This window comes from Micromonospora sp. CV4, from assembly GCF_003667455.1.
Taxonomy (GTDB): Bacteria; Actinomycetota; Actinomycetes; order Mycobacteriales; family Micromonosporaceae; genus Micromonospora.
In genome coordinates this window covers 1-19,779 of the sequence record NZ_RCVI01000142.1, presented here as the reverse complement: position 1 = coordinate 19,779, position 19,779 = coordinate 1, and the positions used below count along the sequence as shown (strand labels likewise).

Annotated in this window: 24 protein-coding genes, 2 tRNA genes, 1 other RNA gene and 1 pseudogene; 15 read left to right on the top strand and 13 right to left on the bottom strand. The window is 71.6% G+C overall.

Going from position 1 to position 19,779, the window contains the following annotated elements; genetic code table 11:
• Window positions 1–152: pseudogene (locus tag EAD98_RS02540) on the bottom strand (M23 family peptidase); the annotation flags it as partial.
• Between the two features lie 70 nt (window positions 153–222).
• Between EAD98_RS02540 and EAD98_RS02535 the strand changes: the two are divergent.
• The 4 genes from EAD98_RS02535 to EAD98_RS02525 all read left to right on the top strand — a co-directional run bounded on the left by EAD98_RS02535 (window position 223) and on the right by EAD98_RS02525 (window position 2,129).
• Window positions 223–609, top strand: a complete 387-nt coding sequence (locus tag EAD98_RS02535) for a hypothetical protein (protein ID WP_121652470.1) — start codon at window positions 223–225, stop codon at window positions 607–609.
• A gap of 76 nt (window positions 610–685) precedes the next feature.
• Window positions 686–853 (top strand): hypothetical protein, encoded by a 168-nt coding sequence (locus EAD98_RS31170; RefSeq protein ID WP_172899030.1) that lies wholly within the window; start codon window positions 686–688, stop codon window positions 851–853.
• 117 nt (window positions 854–970) lie between these two features.
• Entirely contained in the window at window positions 971–1,498 is a 528-nt protein-coding gene (locus EAD98_RS02530; protein ID WP_121652466.1) for a tRNA adenosine deaminase-associated protein, read from the top strand.
• A gap of 184 nt (window positions 1,499–1,682) precedes the next feature.
• Entirely contained in the window at window positions 1,683–2,129 is a 447-nt protein-coding gene (locus EAD98_RS02525) for a nucleoside deaminase (protein WP_121652469.1), read from the top strand.
• A 114-nt stretch (window positions 2,130–2,243) separates the two neighbouring features.
• Here EAD98_RS02525 and deoD read toward each other — a convergent pair whose 3' ends face one another.
• On the bottom strand, window positions 2,244–2,951 hold the full coding sequence (gene deoD / locus EAD98_RS02520; protein ID WP_121652465.1) for a purine-nucleoside phosphorylase: 708 nt from the start codon (window positions 2,949–2,951) through the stop codon (window positions 2,244–2,246).
• A gap of 75 nt (window positions 2,952–3,026) precedes the next feature.
• Between deoD and EAD98_RS02515 the strand changes: the two genes are divergently transcribed.
• Window positions 3,027–3,113: transfer RNA gene (locus EAD98_RS02515), tRNA-Ser, on the top strand.
• Between the two features lie 57 nt (window positions 3,114–3,170).
• Here the strand turns inward: EAD98_RS02515 and EAD98_RS02510 are convergent.
• The gene (locus EAD98_RS02510; RefSeq protein ID WP_121652464.1) at window positions 3,171–3,920 is read right to left on the bottom strand and encodes an SDR family NAD(P)-dependent oxidoreductase; all 750 of its coding nucleotides are present in this window, start codon (window positions 3,918–3,920) and stop codon (window positions 3,171–3,173) included.
• 58 nt (window positions 3,921–3,978) lie between these two features.
• Window positions 3,979–4,896 carry a TIGR03620 family F420-dependent LLM class oxidoreductase gene (locus EAD98_RS02505; protein ID WP_233583688.1) on the bottom strand — a complete coding sequence of 306 codons (918 nt, stop codon included), beginning with the start codon at window positions 4,894–4,896 and terminating at the stop codon, window positions 3,979–3,981.
• Window positions 4,897–5,023: 127 nt separating this feature from the next.
• Between EAD98_RS02505 and EAD98_RS02500 the strand changes: the two genes are divergently transcribed.
• The gene (locus tag EAD98_RS02500) at window positions 5,024–5,647 is read left to right on the top strand and encodes a TetR/AcrR family transcriptional regulator (protein ID WP_121652462.1); all 624 of its coding nucleotides are present in this window, start codon (window positions 5,024–5,026) and stop codon (window positions 5,645–5,647) included.
• Between the two features lie 16 nt (window positions 5,648–5,663).
• On the opposite strand, the gene EAD98_RS02495 is transcribed toward EAD98_RS02500, so the two are convergent.
• Entirely contained in the window at window positions 5,664–6,599 is a 936-nt protein-coding gene (locus EAD98_RS02495; RefSeq protein ID WP_121652468.1) for a TetR/AcrR family transcriptional regulator C-terminal domain-containing protein, read from the bottom strand.
• Between the two features lie 184 nt (window positions 6,600–6,783).
• On the opposite strand from EAD98_RS02495, the gene EAD98_RS02490 reads away from it, so the two are divergent.
• Complete coding sequence (locus EAD98_RS02490; protein WP_158609761.1) at window positions 6,784–8,412, top strand: carboxylesterase/lipase family protein; 1,629 nt, start codon at window positions 6,784–6,786, stop codon at window positions 8,410–8,412.
• A 61-nt stretch (window positions 8,413–8,473) separates the two neighbouring features.
• Here EAD98_RS02490 and EAD98_RS02485 read toward each other — a convergent pair whose 3' ends face one another.
• The gene (locus EAD98_RS02485) at window positions 8,474–8,968 is read right to left on the bottom strand and encodes a hypothetical protein (protein ID WP_199723255.1); all 495 of its coding nucleotides are present in this window, start codon (window positions 8,966–8,968) and stop codon (window positions 8,474–8,476) included.
• A gap of 377 nt (window positions 8,969–9,345) precedes the next feature.
• Here EAD98_RS02485 and EAD98_RS02480 point away from each other — a divergent pair, with 377 nt between their 5' ends.
• Window positions 9,346–10,875 carry an integrin alpha gene (locus EAD98_RS02480; RefSeq protein ID WP_233583687.1) on the top strand — a complete coding sequence of 510 codons (1,530 nt, stop codon included), beginning with the start codon at window positions 9,346–9,348 and terminating at the stop codon, window positions 10,873–10,875.
• A 48-nt stretch (window positions 10,876–10,923) separates the two neighbouring features.
• Here EAD98_RS02480 and EAD98_RS02475 read toward each other — a convergent pair whose 3' ends face one another.
• The gene (locus EAD98_RS02475) at window positions 10,924–11,478 is read right to left on the bottom strand and encodes a hypothetical protein (RefSeq protein WP_121652458.1); all 555 of its coding nucleotides are present in this window, start codon (window positions 11,476–11,478) and stop codon (window positions 10,924–10,926) included.
• Between the two features lie 153 nt (window positions 11,479–11,631).
• Here EAD98_RS02475 and EAD98_RS02470 point away from each other — a divergent pair, with 153 nt between their 5' ends.
• Window positions 11,632–12,864 (top strand): MFS transporter, encoded by a 1,233-nt coding sequence (locus EAD98_RS02470; RefSeq protein ID WP_121652457.1) that lies wholly within the window; start codon window positions 11,632–11,634, stop codon window positions 12,862–12,864.
• Here the strand turns inward: EAD98_RS02470 and EAD98_RS02465 are convergent.
• The 3 genes from EAD98_RS02465 to EAD98_RS02455 form a co-directional block, all read right to left on the bottom strand.
• Entirely contained in the window at window positions 12,839–13,030 is a 192-nt protein-coding gene (locus EAD98_RS02465) for a DUF397 domain-containing protein (RefSeq protein WP_121652456.1), read from the bottom strand. The genes EAD98_RS02470 and EAD98_RS02465 overlap by 26 nt on opposite strands.
• A 105-nt stretch (window positions 13,031–13,135) precedes the next feature.
• Complete coding sequence (locus tag EAD98_RS02460) at window positions 13,136–13,327, bottom strand: DUF397 domain-containing protein (RefSeq protein ID WP_121652455.1); 192 nt, start codon at window positions 13,325–13,327, stop codon at window positions 13,136–13,138.
• Window positions 13,318–14,085: a helix-turn-helix transcriptional regulator gene (locus EAD98_RS02455; RefSeq protein ID WP_121652454.1), complete on the bottom strand. Its 768-nt coding sequence runs from the start codon at window positions 14,083–14,085 to the stop codon at window positions 13,318–13,320. Before EAD98_RS02455 ends, EAD98_RS02460 begins: the two co-directional genes overlap by 10 nt.
• 216 nt (window positions 14,086–14,301) lie before the next feature.
• Here EAD98_RS02455 and EAD98_RS02450 point away from each other — a divergent pair, with 216 nt between their 5' ends.
• Together EAD98_RS02450 and EAD98_RS02445 are read left to right on the top strand one after the other, a co-directional pair.
• Window positions 14,302–14,568, top strand: coding sequence for a hypothetical protein (locus EAD98_RS02450; protein WP_121652467.1), 267 nt, complete (start codon window positions 14,302–14,304; stop codon window positions 14,566–14,568).
• Window positions 14,565–14,807: a flavin reductase gene (locus EAD98_RS02445; protein WP_121652453.1), complete on the top strand. Its 243-nt coding sequence runs from the start codon at window positions 14,565–14,567 to the stop codon at window positions 14,805–14,807. Before EAD98_RS02450 ends, EAD98_RS02445 begins: the two co-directional genes overlap by 4 nt.
• Here the strand turns inward: EAD98_RS02445 and EAD98_RS02440 are convergent, their stop codons facing one another.
• A complete protein-coding gene (locus EAD98_RS02440; protein WP_121652452.1) occupies window positions 14,808–15,644 on the bottom strand; it encodes a class I SAM-dependent methyltransferase in 837 nt (278 codons plus the stop codon).
• 94 nt (window positions 15,645–15,738) lie between these two features.
• Window positions 15,739–16,182, bottom strand: coding sequence for a hypothetical protein (locus EAD98_RS02435; RefSeq protein WP_121652451.1), 444 nt, complete (start codon window positions 16,180–16,182; stop codon window positions 15,739–15,741).
• A 293-nt stretch (window positions 16,183–16,475) separates the two neighbouring features.
• Here EAD98_RS02435 and EAD98_RS02430 point away from each other — a divergent pair, with 293 nt between their 5' ends.
• The gene (locus EAD98_RS02430) at window positions 16,476–16,985 is read left to right on the top strand and encodes a SigE family RNA polymerase sigma factor (protein ID WP_121652450.1); all 510 of its coding nucleotides are present in this window, start codon (window positions 16,476–16,478) and stop codon (window positions 16,983–16,985) included.
• A 2-nt stretch (window positions 16,986–16,987) separates the two neighbouring features.
• Complete coding sequence (locus EAD98_RS02425; RefSeq protein ID WP_121652449.1) at window positions 16,988–17,977, top strand: hypothetical protein; 990 nt, start codon at window positions 16,988–16,990, stop codon at window positions 17,975–17,977.
• Window positions 17,978–18,088: 111 nt separating this feature from the next.
• On the opposite strand, the gene EAD98_RS02420 is transcribed toward EAD98_RS02425, so the two are convergent.
• A tRNA-Ser gene (locus tag EAD98_RS02420) sits at window positions 18,089–18,173 on the bottom strand.
• A gap of 82 nt (window positions 18,174–18,255) precedes the next feature.
• Here EAD98_RS02420 and ffs point away from each other — a divergent pair.
• Window positions 18,256–18,345, top strand: an RNA gene (gene ffs / locus EAD98_RS02415) — signal recognition particle sRNA small type.
• A gap of 202 nt (window positions 18,346–18,547) precedes the next feature.
• A partial coding sequence (locus tag EAD98_RS02410) for a DNA polymerase III subunit gamma and tau (RefSeq protein ID WP_121652448.1) occupies window positions 18,548–19,779 on the top strand: 1,232 nt, incomplete at its 3' end.

The window sequence follows — 19,779 nt, the reverse complement described above, 5'->3', positions numbered from 1 at the left end:
GCCATCCGCCACGCCGACGGCGGCGTCGGCGCGGCGCCGCCCGGTGGCACTCCCGGCCGGGTGGTCGCGCAACCGGCGGCCAGCACCGGGGCGAGCAGCAGCAGGATCGGGTACGCCGTGCGCGCGCGGCGGCCGATCGTCGGCGAGGGCATCCGGTCATCCTGGCAGACCGGTAGCGTGGGCACGAGCGACGCGCGTGAGGGGAGGGCAGCGACGGTGACCATCGCCCGGCCCGATCCCGGCCCGGATCCCGACGCCGTCGCGCGCCCGGCGTCGCGTACCCCCTCGGGGCTCTTTCCGGCCGGGCCACCGACCCGCCCCACCTACCGCGAACCGCACCCGGTCACCGGCGGCGGTGTCGCCACCGGCGGCGGCGCGGCGGCCGCCTGGTTGTTGTTGTTCGGTCTGCTCGGCACCGACGTGGCCACCTACGCGTGGTGGACGGTGGTGGCCGGTCTGCTGGCCTGGCTGACCGCCCTGGTGCTCGTGCGCTTCGGCGACCGGGGGGTGGCCACCGGGGTGGCCATCGTTACCGCCGGTGGCTGGAGCATCGCTGCCGCCGTGGTGGCGGTCCGGTGGGCGACCGCCGGCGACTGGCCGCTGTGGTGACTGCGCCGCGTGCCCGGTTGGCTGCGTAGCGAACGCCGTCTTGACGTGGCCGCCGAGACTGGGCACGCTCGGCACTATGGCCTGGACCACCCCGCGGCAGGACCCCGATCGAAGCCGCCGCCGCCTGCAGCTGCTCGCCGAGTTGGCGGGAGCCCGGCAGGTACGTCAGCGCAACCGGCCCCAGCGGCTGCGCACCGAGCGTCTGCGCCAGCTCATCGCCACCCGCCGTCGGGTAGCCGGCTGATCCGACTTTGTCAGGAATGACCGGCCCTTCGGGGCGTTGACCGGTCGCCTGCCGACCCGACCGGCTAACGTGCACGCGTAACGAGTCGGCGCTGTGCCGAGGGCTATTGGGGGGACCGTGTCGTACTTCGCTGCGGCCGTGGTGCGCGACGACAGCGGCTGGACCGCCGCCGAGGTCAGCCTGCGTGGCGCCACCGACCTCGACGAGGTCGCCGACCGGCTGCGTGACGTCGACCAGGAGGCCGACATCTCGCTGCTCTTCGTCGAGGCGGACGACGCCTACCTGGTGATCCTGCGCCTGGATGAGGGCGAGGACCTGAGGGTGTTCGGATCGGACTCGGCGTACGCCGAGGAGTCCCGGCTGGGTTCGCTGCTGGTCGGTGACCTGAAGACCTCGGTCACCGGGCTCGACGACGGCGACGAGCCGCGCCCGGCGACCAGCGGCGACGAGGAGAGCGAGCAGCCCGCCGTCGACCCGGAGGCCGACCCGGTGGGCGACGCCGACCTGCTCGCCAACCTGGGCATTTCCGCGCAGAAACTGCTGGCCCTGTGCACGCACGAGGGGATGCTGCCGGCCGACGTCACCGCCGAGATCTGCGAGGTGCTCGGCTGCGCCGACGAGGTCGAGGACCTGCGTGAGGTCTGATCCCACCGGTACGGGATCGAGCGGTGTGGGCGGCGGGGAGCCCGCCGACGCTACGGATCCCCAGCTGGAGACGATCCGGCCGGGGCAGCCGACCCCCGGCGCGGTGGGCCGCGCCGGACCGGGCGCCCACGAGGGGTTGGCCGACCCGGGCGAGGTCGGCCGGCGGCAGCGGCACGAGCTGTGGATGCGGCGTGCCCTGGAGGTCGCGGTCACCGGCCCCGCCGTCGACGACGTGAACGCCGCCGACGTGGACGACGTGCCGGTGGGCGCGGTGCTCTACGGCCCGGACGGGACCGAGCTGGCGATCGGGCGCAACGAGCGGGAACTGACCGGCGACCCCACCGGGCACGCCGAGGTGCTGGCGCTGCGCCGGGGCGCCGAGCGGGCCGGCCGGTGGCGGCTGGACGGCTGCACCCTGGTGGTCACCCTGGAGCCGTGCACCATGTGCGCGGGAGCGCTGGTGCTGGCCCGGGTCTCCACCGTCGTCTTCGGCGCCTGGGAGCCGAAGACCGGCGCGGCCGGCTCGCTGTGGGACGTGCTGCGCGACCGCCGACTCAACCACCGCCCCGAGGTCTACGGCGGCGTGCTGGAGGCCGAGACCGCGGCCGTGCTGCGGGCCTTCTTCCGCTGAGGCCCGATCCGGCGTGTCGCGCCGGGGGCCAGGACACCAGGAAGCGCTATGACTCTGAGGTATAAATATGCCCCAGAGTCATAGCGCTCTCAGCGGTGCCGCCGACCCGACGGGTCAGGCGACGATGGTGTCGAGGGCGATCTCCACCATCTGGCTGAAGGTCTGCTCCCGCTCCTCCGAGGTGGTCTTCTCACCGGTCTTGATGTGGTCGCTCACGGTCAGCACGGTCAGCGCGCGGGCCTTGAACCGGGCGGCGATCGTGTAGAGGGCCGCCGACTCCATCTCCACCGCCAGCACGCCGTAATCGGCGAGGGTGTCGTAGAGGTCCGGCCGGTCGGTGTAGAAGGCGTCCGCGGCCAGGATCGGCCCGACGCGCATGCTGATGCCGCGCCGCTCGGCCACCTCGACCGAGGTACGCAGCAGCCCGAAATCGGCCACCGGCGCGTAGTCGATCAACCCGTCGAAGCGCATCCGGTTCATGTTCGAGTCGGTGGACGACCCGATCGCGGCGACGACGTCGCGCAGTTGGAGGTCGGTGCTGAGGGCGCCGCAGGAGCCGACCCGGATCAGCGTCTTCACGCCGTACTCGTTGATCAGCTCGTGGGCGTAGATGGAGGCGGACGGCATGCCCATGCCGGAGCCCTGGACGGAGACCTCGACGCCGTTCCAGCGGCCGGTGAAGCCCAGCATGCCTCGGACCGTCGAGTAGCAGGTGGCGCCCTCGAGGTAGGTCTCCGCGATCCACTTGGCCCGGAGCGGGTCGCCCGGCATCAGGACCCGCTCGGCGATCTCTCCCGGCTTCGCGCCGATGTGCGTACTCATGGCAAAGATCCTGCCAGGCCGGCTCGGGCGATACCGGTTCGGAGTGGGAACCAGTGGTCCTGTACCCTCGTCGGCGGTGGCGTGTCCGAGCGGCCTAAGGAGCACGCCTCGAAAGCGTGTGAGGGTTAACGCCCTCCGAGGGTTCAAATCCCTCCGCCACCGCTCCTGAAATGCAGAAACGCCCGGTCGATCCGCGAGGATCGGCCGGGCGTTTCTGCATTAGAGCTGCTGCTCGCCGCCATCCACGAAGAGTTCGCCGCCGGTCATGAAACTGCTCTGGTCGGAGGCGAGGAAGAGCGCGGCGTTGGCGATCTCGTCCGGGTGGGCCACCCGGCGCATGGGCACGCCCGAGGCGATGGCCTCCAGCAGGCCGGGTGCCTCCTCCGGGCTGGGCGCCAGGCCCGCGAGTCCGGGGGTCTCGGTCGAGCCGGGAACCAGGGTGTTGACCCGGATGTGCCGGTCCATCAACTCGGCGGCCCAGGTGCGGCCGAACGAACGGATGGCGGCCTTGGAGGCGGCGTAGACGCTGAACGCCGGAGTGCCGTTGACGGCGGCCGTCGAGCCGGACAACACCACCGAGGCTCCGTCGTTGAGCAGGGGCAGGGCCTTCTGCACCGTGAAGATGGTGCCGTAGACGTTGGTGTCGAAGGTGTTCGTGATGTGCTCGACCGTGATCGAGCCCAGCGGAAGGAACTCCCCGCCTCCGGCGTTGGCGAACACCACGTCCAGCCCCGCGCCCCGAGCCTGGATCGCCCGCATCACCCGGTCCAGGTCGTCCTGGTTGCTGACGTCGCCGGCGATGCCGGTGGCGTTGGCGCCGATGCTGGTCACCGCCTCGTCCAGCGGGCCCTTGCGCCGGCCGGTGACGAAGACGTACGCGCCTTCGGCGGCGAAGCGGCGGGCGGCGGCCAGGCCGATGCCGGTGGTGCCCCCGGTGACGAGGGCGGTCTTGCCGTCGAGCTGTCCCACGATGGATCTCCTCAGGTTGCGGTGCGGATGTCCGGCCGGCTGTCGTGCCGGCCGGTGGTCAGTGAGTTGTCGGGGTGGCGGCGAAGCTCGGCAGGAGGTTCGCCAGGTCGCGCCACTCCGCGAGGGGCAGCGCCGTCCGATCCGGACCGTCGGGGCGCAGCACGTGGAGGGCGACGTGGTCCGCGCCCGCGTCCAGGTGCTCCCGAATGCGCGTGGCCACCGCGTCCAGGTCACCCCAGGCGACCACGGCGTCGATCAGGCGGTCGCTGCCGCCGGGGACCAGGTCGTCTTCGGTGAACCCCAGGCGGGCCAGGTTGGCCCGGTACGTCGGAAAGCCGATGAACATGCCGATCCCCGCCCGAGCGGCGGCGCGGGCTCGCTGCGGGTCCTCTTCGAGGACGACAGCCAGGTGCGGTGCGACCAACGGCCGCGCGCCGACACGGTTCCGCTGCGTCACGGTGTAGTCGGGGGTCACGAGAAACGGGTGCCATCCGGCCGTCCGGTCGGCAGCGAGGTCCGCCATCTTCGGACCGAGCGCGCCGAGGATGCGGCGCCCGGCGGGAACCGGCCGGGGCGCGGCGTCCAGCGCGTCCAGCCAGCGGCCCATCGTCTCCACCGGCCGGCCGTAGTCCTGGCCAGCCTGGGCGGCGGAGTGGGCGTTGCTCACCCCGAAGCCGAAGATCGTCCGGGGCCCGTGTGCGGCGTCCAGCGCGGCCAGCCGGTCACCGAGAGCCACCGGGTCCTGGCCCCAGATCGCCAGCACGCCCAGTGCGACCGTGGCGTGCGGTGCGGCCGCCAGCAGGTGTGCGACGTCGTCGACGGCCCCGACGCCGTCGAGACCGGGCACCCACAGCGCCCGGAAGCCCCGCTCGTCGAGTTCGGTCGCCGCATCCCGGACGGCCGGGTTCCCGGCGCCACGCAGCTCCATGCTCCAGAGCCCGACCGCAGGCAGCGAGGGGTTCAGTCGAGTCGTCACACCATCCTCCAAGGATTCTGTACCGAGCGGTACGTATCTGACCGTAGCAACCGTCAGCCCGGTCCGCAAATTTCTGTACCGATCGGTTGCGCCGCGGGTAGCATGGCTGGCGGGAGGTGGTGCAGCCGTGCCGCAGAGGGGACGACCACGGGGTTTCGACGCCGAGGCGGCGCTGGAGCGCGCGGTCGAGGTGTTCTGGCGCCAGGGCTACGAGGGCGCGTCGGTGAGCGACCTCACCGCCGCCATGGGCATCAACAAACCCAGCCTCTACGCCGCCTACGGCGGCAAGGAGGAGCTGTTCCGCAAGGTCGTGGCCCGCTACGCCGAACAGGACATGGGGTACGCGCGGAACGCGATCGCCCAACCCACCGCGTACCAGGTCGTCGCCACCCTGCTCCGGGACAACGTGCTCGCCGTGACCCGGCCCGACCGTCCGGCCGGCTGCCTGTCGATCCAGGGCGGCACAGCCTGCTCCGACGAGAACGCGCCGGTCGCCGGGTTTCTCGCCGCCAGCCGCCTCGCCGGTGAACACGCCCTCGCCGAACGGTTCGCCGGCGCCGTCGCCGAAGGCGACCTACCCGCCGACGCCGACCCGGCCGCGCTCGCCCGCTTCGTCATGATCGTCACCGAAGGTCAGGCGGTGCACGCCGCCGCCGGAGTCAGCCGGGAGGACCTGCAGCAGGCGGCCGAGATCGCGCTCGCCGGTTTCGCGGCCGCGTCCGGGGCGCGGCTACCCGAGCGCGCCACCTGAGCCCGGCGACCAGCGCTCACCCTCGGAGCAGCACCGCCACCCCGTCGAGGAGCCGTTGCAGGCCGAACTCGAACAGGCTGTCGGCGTTGAGGTCGATCTCCGACCGGGCGAGCCGGGCCAGGTGCGGAAATTCGCCTGCGGCCAGCAGCCCGGCCAATACCTCGGCCTGAGCCACCATCCACTCGTCGTCGGTCAGGCCGGTGTCCTGTTCCGCCTCGGCCCCCTGTTGAAGGTTGACCGCCGTTCCGCGTACGTGGTTGGCCAGCTCGGCCACCAGGTGGAGCTGCGTGTGCTGGTCCAGGCCGTGCCCGGCCAGGGCGCGCAGGGCCCATTCGGTGTGCGCGACCGCGTGCGGCGCCATGAGTGGGCGGGTCAGCGAGATGACCTGGGCCAGCCAGGGATGCCGCCGATAGATCGACCACTGGAGCCGGCAGAGCAGCTCCAGTTGGGCTCGCCACCCGGGCGGGAAGGTCTGCGGCAGGCGATGGGCGGCGAAGGCCGCGTCCGCCATCAGCAACAGAAGCTGCTCCTTGCCGCGGACCTGCCGGTACAGCGACATGGTCGGCACGTCCAGCTCGGTCGCGATGCGCCGCATGCTCAGCGCCGCCAACCCCTCGGAGTCGGCCATCCCGGTGGCGGTCCGCACCACCTGTTCGCGGGTCACCCCTCCGCTGGGCCTCCGCCGGGCGTCGACCCGCGCGCCCCGCACGGTCGCCGTCGACTCCGGGCCGGTCACCACCATGCCCACACCGGGCAACGCCCGGACCAGGTCCTCCTGACGGAGCACACTGAGGGCCCGGCTGGCGGTCGCCATCGCGACCCCCCACTCCCGGACGATCTGCCGGGTGGACGGCAACCGGTCGCCGGGGCCCAACTCGCCCTCCGCGATGCGCCGCCGCAGCTCCCCGACGATGCGCAGATACGGAGGTGTCGACTCGTCGATCTGTGTCACGGTCGGCCTCCCGCCGGTCGGGGTGTGACCGTAGCGCACTAGAGCGCCGACCGTCGGCCCGTCGGTGTTCGCCGGTGCTGACGGCCGGCGTACTAGAGCTCCCTGGCCGACTGGTGGCCAGGTCGGCATGCTCGCCGCAGCACGGTGCGTACGCCGTACCGGCTACCGACGAACGGAGGGAACCATGACCAGCATTCCGATCCGGCCCGCCCGCCGGGCCCGGTGGGTCGCCGCGCTGGGTGCCGTCGCGCTGCTCGCGCCGGCGGTGGCCGTCGGCCCGGGAGCCTCGGCTGCCACCGGCGGGAGTGCGGCCGTCGTCCGGACCGACCTGGGCGCGGTGCGCGGGACCGTAGCGGCGGACCACCGTTCCTTCCAGGGGATCCCGTACGCCCGACCGCCGCTGGGCGCGCTGCGGTGGGCTCCGCCGCTGCCGGCTCCAACCTGGACCGGCGTCCGCGACGCGACCCGGCCCGGGGACGCGTGCGCCCAACTCCAGGGGCTGCCGATGGACGATCCCTCGGAGTCCGAGGACTGCCTCTACCTCAACGTCACCACGCCGCGCACCTCCGCACGGACGCCGCGCCCGGTGCTGGTGTGGCTGCACGGTGGCGACTTCCGGTTCGGCAGGGGAGACGTGTACGGCGGGCAGCGGCTGGCCACCGGCGGTGACGTCATCGTCGTCACGGTCAACTACCGGCTCGGTGCGCTCGGCTTCCTGGCGCATCCGGCGCTCGCCGACGGGGGCCGGTCTGTCGGCAACTACGGCCTCCAGGATCAGCAGGCGGCACTGCGGTGGGTGTCACGCAACGCGGCGGCCTTCGGCGGGGACCCCGGCAACGTGACCCTGTTCGGTCAGTCGGCCGGAGCGACAAGTGTCTGCGCGCAGTTGGCCGCGCCGGCCTCCGCCGGCCTGTTCCACCGGGCGATCTTGCAGAGCAACTCGTGCGCCAACCCGGTGCAGACCCGGGCGGCGGCGACCGTCGCAGCCGACGAGTTCGCCCGGACGGTCGGCTGCGCCAATTCCCGTACGGTCGCCGCCTGCCTGCGGGGGCGGGACCCCGCCCGGTTGATCGAGGCGGCCGGCTATCCGGGTGCCGGTGTCGACCTCGGCCCGGTCGTCGACGGCCGCACGCTGCCGGTGGACCCGGCGGAGGCGCTGGCCGCCGGGCGACTGCATCCGGTGCCGGTGTTGACCGGGATGAACCGGGACGAGTCCCGGCTCCTGGTGTGGGGGATGGAACGCAGTGGGATGAACTGCCCGACGCCGCCGGAGCCGGACCAGCAGCCCGAATCGTGCCCGCTCACCGACGAGCAGTACCGCGAGCAGGTACGGGCCGCCTTCGGTGACCGGGCGGAGGAGGTGCTGGCCCGTTACCCGCGCGACGACGCGTACTCCGCCAGCGAGACGTTGGCCGCCGTGCTGACCGACCACGACTACGCCGAGCCGATCTACTCCGCCGCGCTGGAGTTCGCCGGGCGGGTGCCGACGTACGCCTACGAGTTCGCCGACGACGACGCGCCGTTCTTCACCGACGGGCCCGAGTCGACGTTCCCCACCGGCGCGTACCACTGCGCGGAGCTGCCCTACCTGTTCGCGGTCGACTACGCCGAGGCGCTCACGCCGACGCAGCGGCGGCTGTCCGACGAGATGGTCCGGGTGTGGAGTGACTTCGCGCGGGCGGGCCGGGCGGACTGGCCCCGACTGCGCGGCGGGTCGCCGTACGTGCGGGTGCTGGCCGGTGACGGCGGGTCGGGCACGAGGGATTTCGCCGAGGCCCACTCGTACGACTTCTGGCGGTCGTTCCGCGGCTGACGGTGCTTTGGCGCGTCGAGCGGGTCGGTCCGACGTGGACCGGCCCGCTCGGCGCTCGGAATCAGCAGGGTCCGGCGCCCTCGTCGAACAGGCGGCGGGCCCAGTCGGCGTACCCGGCGATGGTCTTTCGGACCGTGCGTCCGTCGTGCAGGAAGAGGTACGCGCGGTCGCCGTGGTGGGCGAGCAGCCCGTCGAGCCGGTACGTCCCCTGTGGAGCCCGCAGTCGGGTGACCGACGGATAGCGGGACCAGACCTGGTCGACTGGTGAGCCCGCCGTGATGCCCTCCGGTGTCCGCATCAGCTCACCGACCCAGAGCAGCACCAGTTTGTCCTCGGCGAAGACCGGGCTGACCGTGTCGTGGCCGGCGAGCATCGGCCCGCAGGCGTCCAGGTCGGTACGCAGGATGCCCCGGCGGGTCAGCTCGTCCTCGGTGTCACCGAACTCGATGTTGCGCAGACCGTTCAGATCGATGATCTCCACGCTGCCGGCGGGCCGTCCGTCCGGGATCGGGCCCGGTGGCGGCACGCCGCTGCCGGCGATCGAGGCAGCCGTCAGCAGCGCGGCAATAAACGCAAATTGTCGCAATTTCATGGAATCCCCCAGTCCCCAACGGAACCGGGGCGTTCAGGTTGCTGCCGGTCGCCGGATTTCTGGAGCGGCGTCGAGACTCCCCGGCCGCCAGCGCCGGAGTCCGTTTGGTCGATGGGGATGCCCGGTCGTCGCCCGCCCTGCCCGTTCGCCTTATTTCAGCAGTCGAATCGTCCGCCTACTGTGTCCAGGCGCCTAACGGAAGCGGGGTTCCCTTGCAGCGAAGTGCACCGATCTTAGTTGTCTCCACCGTGCTGGCCAGCCTGGCACTCAGTGTCCCGGCGGAGGCTGCGCAAGGCGTCCGGACCATCACCCGCGAGGGCGTCGTTCTCCAGCACCACCGGGTGTCGTTGCCGAGGACGATCACCCCGGTACGGGGCGCGGGCGTCGGCCGCTCCGACTTCGACGGCGACGGCGTCGACGACATCGCGGCCACCGGCGACCCGTTCAACTACAACCTGCCCCAGACCCCGACCGGCGTGGTCAGCGTGCGCTACTCGTCGGCCGCGCAGGTCGACTACCTCATGGGCGTCCTGCCAACCGACGGCGGCTGCAGCTGTTTCGGTCTGGCCCTGGTGGCGGGCGATTTCAACGGCGACCGTTACGACGACCTGGCGATCGGCGACAGTGACGAGCAGGATGCCCGCACCAGGACCCACGCCGGCGGGGTCTGGGTCATCCCGGGCAGCCGCACCGGCCTGGTCGTCGACTCGGCGGTCCACTTCAACCAGGATTCGCCGAATGTTCCGGACAACCCGGAGAGCTACGACCGGTTCGGTGCCGCCCTCGCGGCCGGTGACATCAACGGGGACGGCCGCGAGGACCTCGCCGTCGGCGCGTTCGGGGAGGCGATCGGAAGCAAGGCGAGCGCGGGCGCGGTCACCGTCCTGCTGGGCGGGCCGACCGGCCTCACGGCGACCGGAGCGCAGCACCTCCACCAGGACCTGGCTGCGGTGCCCGGCGGGGCGGAGGCCAACGACCAGTTCGGCTTCTCGCTCGCGATCGGAAAGGTCGACAACAACCGTTACAACGACCTGGTCATCGGCGCTCCTCGTGAGGACGACGGCGTGACCTCAAACGGCAGCGGGATGGTCACCCTGATGTGGGGCTCGGCGAGTGGTGTGTCGTCGACCGGCGCCACCGCGGTCTCGGGAGCGGCGGTGGAGCCGAACGATGGGACCGGCACCATCGCGTGGTACCTGGGTGACACGCTCGCGGTCGGCGACGTGAACGGTGACGGGCTGGGCGAGGTGATCGCCGGGGCGCCCGGCGCGCAGACTCCGCACATCAACGGCGGCCTCGTCGCGGCCTTCGCCGGCCGCTCCGCCGGCCTGTCCAGCAGTGCGGTACAGATCATCACGCAGCGTACGGCCGGCGTACCGGGAGACCCCGAGTCCGACGACCGCTTCGGTGGTGCGCTGGCGACCGGTGACGTGACCGGCGACGGCAGAGCGGACGTGCTGGTCGGCATCCCCGGCGAGGCCATCGGCTCGCTGGCCGACGCCGGTGGCGTCGCCCTGCTCAAGGGCTCCGCCGCCGGCTTGACGGGGAGCGGCGCCCAGGGGTTCGACCAGAACCACCCGACCGTTCCGGGCGGGTCCGAGAGGGGGGACCTGTTCGGCGCCTCCGTCGCCCTGTTGAACCTCAACGGCAGGGGCGGGCTCGACGCCGTCGTGGCCTCGACCGGGGAAGAGGTTGGCGGCGACCTCGCCGGATATCCGTCCGGGGTCGTCATTCCGTTCCACGGCTCCGCCGGCGGGCTCGAACCGCTCGACCGCACGTGGAGTGGTCTGTCCCTGCGCACCGAGGTCGTCTGGCCCCAGCGCTACGGCCTCCGCATCGCCGGGCCGCAGAGTGGCGGCCCGCTGTACTGAGACCGTGCACGACAACGCCCGGCCGGTCCGCCATGGATCGGCCGGGCGTTACCCGTTCTCCCACTGCTCGACCAGCTCATCCCAGTAGTCGGCGCTGAGCCGACGCCGCCCGTGCGCCAGCCAACCGTCGGTGTTTCGTTCCAGGTGCAACCCCAGTTCGGCGAACGGGTCGATCCACGCGCCCGGCTCGACACCGAGCCGGGCGAGCGCCATGTTGATCGGCCACTCCTCGCGCGGCGCGTCGAGCACGTCGTCGAACCGTGGCCCCCAGGACCGCGCGCCGCCCAGCCACACCACCGCCGACTGGTAGCCGGCGCCACCGCCGAACTCCGCCTCCAGGTACGCCACCGGCCCGGACTGCGACCAGCGGGCCAGCAGCTCGACCAGCGGCGACGACAACACCAGGCCGAACGGGTGCTCGGCGCTCCGGTCGTCCACCGAGAAATCCGGCAGTGACCCGGTCAGCTCCACCACCAACTGCGGGGTGACCGGCAGCAGCGCGAAATCCTGGCGCAGCTCGCCGAGGACCGCGTGATCCAGCTCGGTGGTGTGCTCGCGGAGCAGTTCCGCGTCCGCGACCACCGTGCTGAGCTGGTAACCCATCCAACCCTCCGCCGTCCACAGCCTGTGGATAGAACATGTGTACGACGGGATCCGGGCCCGTCGGCGTCGATCCCCGGACCGTACCCGGCGGGCGCCGTGGGCACCCACCGCGGCCGCCGTTCGGGCAGAATCGGCCGCTGGCGGGGAGGTGCGATGAGCTGGGGTACGGCCAGGGTGCTGGCCAACCGCGACGCCGGCCGCTATCTCGGCGGGGTGCTGGTGTCCGGTTTCGGCACCGCGGCGATGCTGCTGGTGGCCGGCATCTGGGTGAAGGATCTGAGCGGGTCGAGCAGCCTCGCCGCCCTGGTGACCCTGGGGGTGTGGGCACCCACCCTGGTCGGGCCACTGCTCGGGCTGCTCGCCGACCGGTTCCGCCGCCGACCGCTGCTGATCGTCCTGCACGCGGTGATGGCGGCTCTGCTGCCGTTGCTGCTGCTGGTCGACTCGGCGACCCGGGTGTGGCTGATCTTCGCGGTGATGACCGCGTACGGGATCACCTTCGTGCTGACCGACGCGGCCGAGGCCGCGCTGGTGCCGGCGGTGGTACCCGGCCCGTTGCTCGGTGACTTCAACGGGCTGCGGACCACGATCAACGAGGGGATGAAGCTGCTCGCCCCGCTGGCCGGAGCGGCGCTCTTCGCCGCGTACGGCGCGCACCCGGTGGTGCTGCTGGACGCGGCCACCTTCGTGCTGGCCGGCATCGTCTTCTGGTCGTTGCGGGTTCGCGAGCAGTCACCCGGGCCCGCCGAGCGCTGGAGCCGGCAGCTCGCCGACGGATGGGGGCACCTGCGCCGGCACAGCGTGCTGCGGCACATCGTCGGCTGCGCCGCACTGACGATGGTGCTGATGGGGCTCAACGGCGCCGTCGCGTACGCCGTGGTGGACGCCGGTCTGGGACGGCCGCCCGAGTTCAACGGCGTGCTGGCCACCGTGCAGGGCGTCGGGTCCCTTCTCGGCGGCCTGGCCGCCGGATCGCTGCTGCGCCGCTTCGGCGACCGGCGGGTGGTGGCCGGTGCGGTCGCGGTCTTCGCCGTCGGGCTTGCCCTGCGGGCCACGACCTCGGTCGGACCGGTGGTCGCCGGTGGGCTGGCGGTGGGACTCGGCGTGCCGCTGGTGCTGGTCACCGTCTGGACGGCGGTCCAGCGAGAGACGCCGGGCGAGCTGGTCGGCCGCGTGGCGTCCACGGTCAACACGCTGACGTTCGGCCCGTCCACCGTGGCCCTGCTGGCCGGCGCGAGCCTGCTCGAAGTCGTCGACCACCGACTGATCCTGCTGACCGCCGCGGCCGCCGCCGTACCCCTTGCGCTCTGGTCCCTGCGGGCCCCACCCGGCCCGGGCGGCCCGGCCGCGTCGGTTCCGGTCAGGCCCGCCGAGCGAGCTGGGTGACGAACGCGCGCCAGGCAGTCGGGGTGAAGGTGAGGGCCGGCCCGGAAGGGTTCTTCGAGTCGCGGACGGCGACCACGTCGGGCAGGTTGTCGGCGACCTCGACACAGTTGCCGCCGTTGCCGCTGCTGCGGCTGCTCTTGCGCCACCGGGCGCCGTTCAGCTCCATGTCTCCGCCACTTCCGTTAGGAGGTCGACCGGCCCCGCGGTCGCCTGCGTGGGCCCGGCTGCTGCTGCGAGGCGCATGCCTCGGCCCTGACTCTCGCCCAGTTGGTTAGGCCCGCTCGGCTACCTGGGCGACGAACGCGCGCCAGGCAGTCGGGGTGAAAGTGAGGGCCGGCCCGGAAGGGTTCTTCGAGTCGCGGACGGCGACCACGTCGGGCAGGTTGTCGGCGACCTCGACGCAGTCGCCGCCGTTGCCGCTGCTGCGGCTGCTCTTGTGCCACCGCGCGCCGGTCAGTTCCATGTCTTCGCCACCTCCGTGAGCAGGTCGACCGATTGCCAGTGGGACAGCGCCTCGCCACGCACGTTCTCCCACGCCGTCAGTATTGCCGCGATGTCTTCCGCGTCGGTGACGACTTGGCCCTGAAGCTGATTGTCGAGATAGCCCGCGGTCCGGTGCTCGGGGCCTACGGCGATCACGAATGGACCGTTCAACCCAGCGTACGCACCGACCGACGACGGCACGATGTGCATGCGGACGTGCGGGGCCTCGCATGCGACGAGCAGTGCCTGAAGCTGCTCACGCATCGTCGCCCGCCCACCGACAGGACGCCGCAACACCGCTTCGTCAACCACGGCGGTGAAGCGCGGCGGATCGTCACGCGACAGGATGCTCTGCCGGGCGAGCCGAGAGGCCAGGTGCCGTTCGACGTCGCCCCGGGCGATGACGTCGGAGCCCGCGAGCACCGCTCGGGCATAGGCCTCTGTCTGGAGTAGACCCGGCAGCACCACCGACTGATACGAGCGCAGCGCGAGAGCGTCACGCTCAATCTCCTGCCAGGGTCGGAACCAGATGAGATCCCGACGTCTCGCGGTGTCCGGCCATATGTCCCCGATGGGCCGCCCGAGAGCGCCTGCCGCCATCTCCCGGTGTCGGGGGTGAGGGATGCGGTCCTCGTTCAGCCATCGCGCGACGGTCTTCGGATCTACTCCGACCTGCTCCGCGAGTGACTCGATCGTGTGCCCGGTGTCGCCAAGGGCGGCGCGCAAGGCGTCGTTCACGGCGTCTCCCGTCGGATGTTCGGAATGTCTATCGACCATATCTTCTACGGGCTGTTGATGTCTCGTCACGCTTCGCAGGGTGCTTGTAGACGGCGCGACCGGTAGGGAGTGAACCCGGCGGACGCGTTCGTGCCGGGGCCGCCTTATGGGCGAGCACTCATGGGCGGCCCCTCCCAGCGAGAAGGGGGAAACGTGCGGGACAAGCCGGAGCCGCGGATGAGATCGGGCGATCTCCTGCGCTTGACCCGGGCCGCAGGTCCGCAGTACGTCCGGCCGATCGTGGTCCGCGTGATTCGGGTCCTCGCCTGGCAGACCTACCACGGGTGGCTCTGGATCGACGCGTACGAGCTGGACCCGAAGGGCGACGCGGTAGCGCGGCGGTCGCTGTATGTGCTGGTTGAGGGCGTGCATCGGTTGGCCACCCCGGCTCCTCCGACTGCCACCCGTCCGCCGGCCCGGCGTGGCTCCTTGGCGGTCGGATGAGGGGTCGCCGTTCGCTTCCCCACCTGCCCAGCCGCCCGACCTGGCGTTGCCAGGCATGCGGGATCGCCTGGCCCTGTTCGGCGGCGAAGTTGCGGCTGCTCGGCGAGTATCGGCACGACCGGGTGGCACTGCTGGTCTACCTGGCGACGCTCCAGGTCGAGGCCGGTGAACAGCTCATCGGTGCGGACCCGGCCCGGCTGGCCGACCGCTTCCTCTCCTGGGCCCGCCTGCGCGGCTAGTCAGGGGCGCCAGATCACCACTGCGACCTCGCGTCTGCGCTCGGCGAAGCGACCATCGCGTGCCGCTTCGGACAGGAGGCGACGCAGATCCGCCTCGAAGGCGGGGAGTCGGTCGGCGAACAGGCGTGGTGCCGAACTGGACAGGGAGAACACCGCCGAGACGATCTCGTCGACGCTGCGTTCCGCGACCGCCCCTCCGGGGACCTCGATGCGGGTGGGGCCGGTGAAGCCGGCCTGCCGCATGATCGTCTCCTCCCCGCCGGGGGTGCCGGCGGGGAGCCACCCCTGTCCGGCCCGGCGGACCGGTCCCAGGTAGCTGGCGACCAGGTCGTCGATCTGCCGCCACGGCGGACGGGGGTACGGCAGCGTCTCGTCGTCGGCCACGCCCTGGTGGGTGTTGGCGGCGACGTGGACCCACACGCCGTCCGGTGCGAGCATGTCGCGGACGCGACGGGCCACGAGAGGCCGGTCCATCCAGTGGAACGACTGGGCGAACGTGGCCACCCGGAACGTGCCCAGGTCGGCCGGCAGGTCCTCGGCGCGCAGGTGCCGCCACTCGATGTTCGTGGCTCCGACCTCGCCGGCTCTGCGTCGCGCCTCGGTGAGCATGCCCTGGTCGGCGTCGACGCCCACCGCCGCCTCGAACAGTGGCGCGAGCAGGAGCGTCAGAGATCCGGGCCCGCAGCCGACGTCCAGGAGCCGACCGGTGCCGTCGAGGTCGAGTGTCTCCCCGACAGCCTCGGCGAGCCGGGGCGGGTAGGGCATGCGGCCGATGCTGTAGTGGCTCGCGCTGCCCGCGTACAACGTCTCGTCCCACTGCCACGCCGTGTTCGCCACGACGTCGATGAGACCACAGGATCCGGCGGCGGTCGGGGAGCCGGCACCCTTCGGCGTTGTTCGCGTACCTCCGAAGGGTGCCGGCGTGGTCCGGTCAGCCGTCGATGCTGGGCCACTCCAGGCTTGAGCAACTCGGCTGGATCAGGTTGTCCTGCCCGTCGACCAGGCAGATCTTGAGCCCGATGACCTCGTTCTTCGCGACGTTGTTCGGGAAGATGGTGTACGGGTCGTAGATCATTGAACTCCACGCGCCGCCGCCGTTGTACCTCGTGCCGAGGTACTTCCCGTGCAGCCACGCCCAGACCTGCACGCCGTGGCCGTCCGCGGCGATGTCGCGGATCACCAGGTAGTCGTCGTTGTTGCCACCACCGGTGGCGCCGGGGCCGTAGTCGATGAAGTCGACCGCGCCGCCATGCACGGAGGTGTAGACCGTGTAGTCGTCGTTGCCCGCGGCGGCCGCCGGGTTCGTGGTCATCAGGATCGCGGTCAGTGCGGCTGTCAGCGGCAGCAGTACCCGCCTGGCAAGGGTCCGTGTCATGTCCGTCGCACTCCTCTGCTTCGCCTGCTCCGGCCCCTCGGTGGGCGCCGATTGGCATGAGCTTCGAGGTGCCGCCTTGTCGAAACCTTGGACGAACCTGGAATGCATGATCAGGCGCGATTCGGGCGGGCCGCCGAGCCCCGATCGGGTCGGCCGAAAACCGGGGGACCTGGGCTTTCGGAGCGCCGGGCGTGGTTCGCTGAGAGCGCCAGACGTGCTGAGCCCGAGAAAGATCCGACACCCTTGACAACGTCCGCGCCCATACGCGTGTCTCCCCCCATGTGACGACCGTAATGAAGCACCGACCAGCCGGGACGGCGAGCGACGCGGAGCAGGATTTTCGGGCTTTCGTCCAGGGGATCGCCGCATCGTTGCACCGCACGGCGTACCTGCTGTGCGGGGACTGGCACCTGGCCAACGACCTTGTCCAGGAGACCCTGGCGAAGGCGTACAGCAATTGGCGCAGGGTCCAGCGGGCCGACAGCCCGTCCGCGTACGTGCGACGCATCCTGATCAACGAGTCGCGACGCGGCTGGCGCCGGAACCGGAACATCACGGTGCAACCCGACATCGACAGCACCGTCGCGGACATGTCCGACGAGGTCGTGAACCGCGCCGAACTGCTCCAGGCGTTGCAGTCGCTGCCCGCGCGGCAGCGGGCGACCGTCGTCCTGCGGTTTCTCGAGGGGCTCAGCGAGCGGGAGACCGCAGCGGCCCTCGGGTGCAGCGAGGGCACCGTCAAGAGCCAGACGAGCCGGGCGTTGATCAAGCTCAAGTCCGTACTGAACCGAGGAGACATCTGACCATGCCACACGACACCGAGGCACGTCTGAGCGCGACTCTGCAGGGCATCGTCGGGGATCGGCCGTACGCGCCGGATCTCGACCAGATCGAGAGCCGCGGACGGAAGCTGCGGCACCGCCGCATGGCGTGGCGCGCGACTGCCGGCACCGGCTTCGCCGCCGCTGTCGCGGCGGTCGCCGTGCTCACCACTGGCACCCAGGCCCCGGCGCCCAACCTCGCCGCCCCGAACTCGGCGGCGGCCAGCAGTGCGACCGCCGAGAACGCCCCGCTGATGAATCTGGTCGGCTATCTGACCACCGCCCCGCGGCCCGAGGGCGACGCGACGCTCGTGCTGCGCAACCAGGTTTACACGGACGGCCTCAAGGTCGCTGTGTGGGACGTGTTCGCCGACAACGGCGACCTCTACTTCGCCAAGACCCGCGGTGCCCTCCCGGCGAGTGTGAAGGGCAAGCCCGCCGGGGACGGCGACAGCGAGGCCGGGAGGAAGAAGGCGGTCGCTGCGGCGGAGTACGCGGCCAAGGGCGACCTCAACGAGGCCCGCAAGAGGATGGCGCTCGCGTACGTGAAGGACCCGAAGACCGCGCCAACTCTCCAGGCGCCCGGCGTCAAGCCGTCCGGTCCCGCGATCGACGAGAAGCTCAAGGCCACCGGCCAGGACGCGTCCACCGTGGGCAACCTGACCGACAACTGGGTCTGGGGAAGCTCGGTGGACGCGCTGAAGGCCGGCGCCGGCAGCCCGACGGTCCGCGCCGGGGTGCTGCGGCTGCTGGGGCAGATGCCCGAGGTCAAGGTCGAGCAGGGCACCATCGACGGCCAGCCGGTGCTCACCCTTGCCGCCGGCGCGCTGATCAGCGGCGGCGGCACTGACAGCCTGACCATCAACGCCGAAACCGGCCTGCCGATCAAGTACGTCTCGGAGAGCGTGGGCGTGACCGTCAACTACACGGTGACCCGTGTGACCCTGGCCGACGTGGCCGCGGGCAGGTTCTGACCCCTGCGAATCGACGCCAGGGCCGGTCCGTCCGCCGGCCCTGGCGACCCACAAGACGAACGCCCGGCGGGTCCCTACGGACCTGCCGGGCGTTCGTGCTGCTCAAGAGAGCGGAGGATACGAGATTCGAACTCGTGAGGGTGTAAACCCAACACGCTTTCCAAGCGTGCGCCCTAGGCCTCTAGGCGAATCCTCCGCGAGCCAGGATACAGGCCCCCGCCGGCCCGGCCACCCCACCACCCCCTGAAGATCGACGGGCGGTCGGGTAGGCTTGGCGGCACCTCCCGTGCGGCGGTATCTCGTGAACCTCCCCAGGGCCGGAAGGCAGCAAGGATAAGCGAGCTCTGCCGGGTGCACGGGAGGCCTTTTTGTCTGTGGGCCGGTTGATCCACTCGACATCAGTGATGTCGCGGTGTCCCGGTCGCAGGGACACCGCGATTTCCAGGAAGCCGAGTCGATCAAGCCCGGCGACCAGGCCGGCAACGCGCAGCAACCCAGGCGCCCGGGGTGGTGGGTGGTCACCCGCGCCCGACCGGCGCAGAATGGCTCGGTCGAGAGGAGGCGGGACGAGTGACGCTGGCGCTCTACCGCAAGTACCGGCCGCGTACCTTCGCCGAGATGATCGGCCAGGAGCAGGTCACCGAGCCGTTGTCGCAGGCGCTGCGCAGCGGCCGGCTCAACCACGCCTACCTCTTCTCCGGCCCGCGCGGCTGCGGCAAGACCTCCAGCGCCCGGATCCTGGCCCGTTCCCTCAACTGTGAGCAGGGCCCCACTCCCGAGCCGTGCGGCAAGTGTGAGTCCTGCCGCTCGCTGACCACCGACGGCGCCGGCTCGATCGACGTCATCGAGATCGACGCGGCCAGCCACGGTGGTGTCGACGACGCCCGCGAGCTGCGCGAGAAGGCGTTCTTCGCGCCGGCCCGCAGCCGCTTCAAGATCTACATCATCGATGAGGCGCACATGGTCTCGACGCAGGGCTTCAACGCCCTGCTCAAGCTGGTCGAGGAGCCGCCGGAGTACGTCAAGTTCATCTTCGCCACCACCGAGCCGGAGAAGGTCCTCGGCACGATCAGGTCGCGGACCCACCACTACCCGTTCCGGCTGTTCCCACCGAAGGTGCTCCGGCCGTACCTGGAGCAGCTCACCCAGGCCGAGGGCGTCTCCGTCGAGCCGGCGGTCTTCCCTCTGGTGGTCCGCGCCGGTGGGGGCAGCATGCGGGACAGCCTCTCGGTGCTCGACCAGCTCATCGCCGGCGCCGGGCAGGAGGGGGTCACCTACGCCCGTGCCGCCGCTCTGCTCGGGGTCACCGACGCCGCGTTGATCGACGAGATGTGCGACGCGCTGGCCGCCGGTGACGGCGCCGCCGCGTACGCCACCGTCGACCGGGTCGCCGAGGCCGGGCACGACCTGCGCCGGTTCGCGTCGGACCTGCTGGAGCGGCTGCGCGACCTGATCGTGCTCCAGCAGGTGCCGGACGCCGCCGCGAAGGGCCTGATCGACGGTCCGGCCGACCAGATCGAGCGGATGGCCGCCCAGGCCTCTCAGCTCGGCCCGGGCACGCTCTCGCGCTGCGCCGACATCGTGCACGACGGCCTGGTGGAGATGCGCGGCACCACCGCGCCCCGGCTGCTGCTGGAGCTGATCTGCGCCCGGATGCTGCTGCCCGGCGCGGACGACTCCACCGGTGGCCTGCTCCAGCGCCTGGAGCGGATGGAACGCCGGCTCACCCTGAGCGCCGCCGACGCGCCGTCGGCCGCCGCCGGCTCCGCGCCGGCAGCCCACCCGGGGGTACGCCCACAGCC

Coding starts and splice junctions, on each gene's coding strand:
- EAD98_RS31170 (WP_172899030.1), top strand. CDS start 686: ATGGCCTGGACCACCCCGCGGCAGGACCCCGATCGAAGCCGCCGCCGC.
- EAD98_RS02525 (WP_121652469.1), top strand. CDS start 1,683: ATGCGGCGTGCCCTGGAGGTCGCGGTCACCGGCCCCGCCGTCGACGAC.
- deoD (WP_121652465.1), bottom strand. CDS start 2,951: ATGAGTACGCACATCGGCGCGAAGCCGGGAGAGATCGCCGAGCGGGTC.
- EAD98_RS02490 (WP_158609761.1), top strand. CDS start 6,784: ATGACCAGCATTCCGATCCGGCCCGCCCGCCGGGCCCGGTGGGTCGCC.
- EAD98_RS02475 (WP_121652458.1), bottom strand. CDS start 11,478: ATGGGTTACCAGCTCAGCACGGTGGTCGCGGACGCGGAACTGCTCCGC.
- EAD98_RS02470 (WP_121652457.1), top strand. CDS start 11,632: ATGAGCTGGGGTACGGCCAGGGTGCTGGCCAACCGCGACGCCGGCCGC.
- EAD98_RS02465 (WP_121652456.1), bottom strand. CDS start 13,030: ATGGAGCTGAACGGCGCCCGGTGGCGCAAGAGCAGCCGCAGCAGCGGC.
- EAD98_RS02460 (WP_121652455.1), bottom strand. CDS start 13,327: ATGGAACTGACCGGCGCGCGGTGGCACAAGAGCAGCCGCAGCAGCGGC.
- EAD98_RS02450 (WP_121652467.1), top strand. CDS start 14,302: ATGAGATCGGGCGATCTCCTGCGCTTGACCCGGGCCGCAGGTCCGCAG.
- EAD98_RS02445 (WP_121652453.1), top strand. CDS start 14,565: ATGAGGGGTCGCCGTTCGCTTCCCCACCTGCCCAGCCGCCCGACCTGG.
- EAD98_RS02435 (WP_121652451.1), bottom strand. CDS start 16,182: ATGACACGGACCCTTGCCAGGCGGGTACTGCTGCCGCTGACAGCCGCA.
- EAD98_RS02430 (WP_121652450.1), top strand. CDS start 16,476: ATGAAGCACCGACCAGCCGGGACGGCGAGCGACGCGGAGCAGGATTTT.
- EAD98_RS02425 (WP_121652449.1), top strand. CDS start 16,988: ATGCCACACGACACCGAGGCACGTCTGAGCGCGACTCTGCAGGGCATC.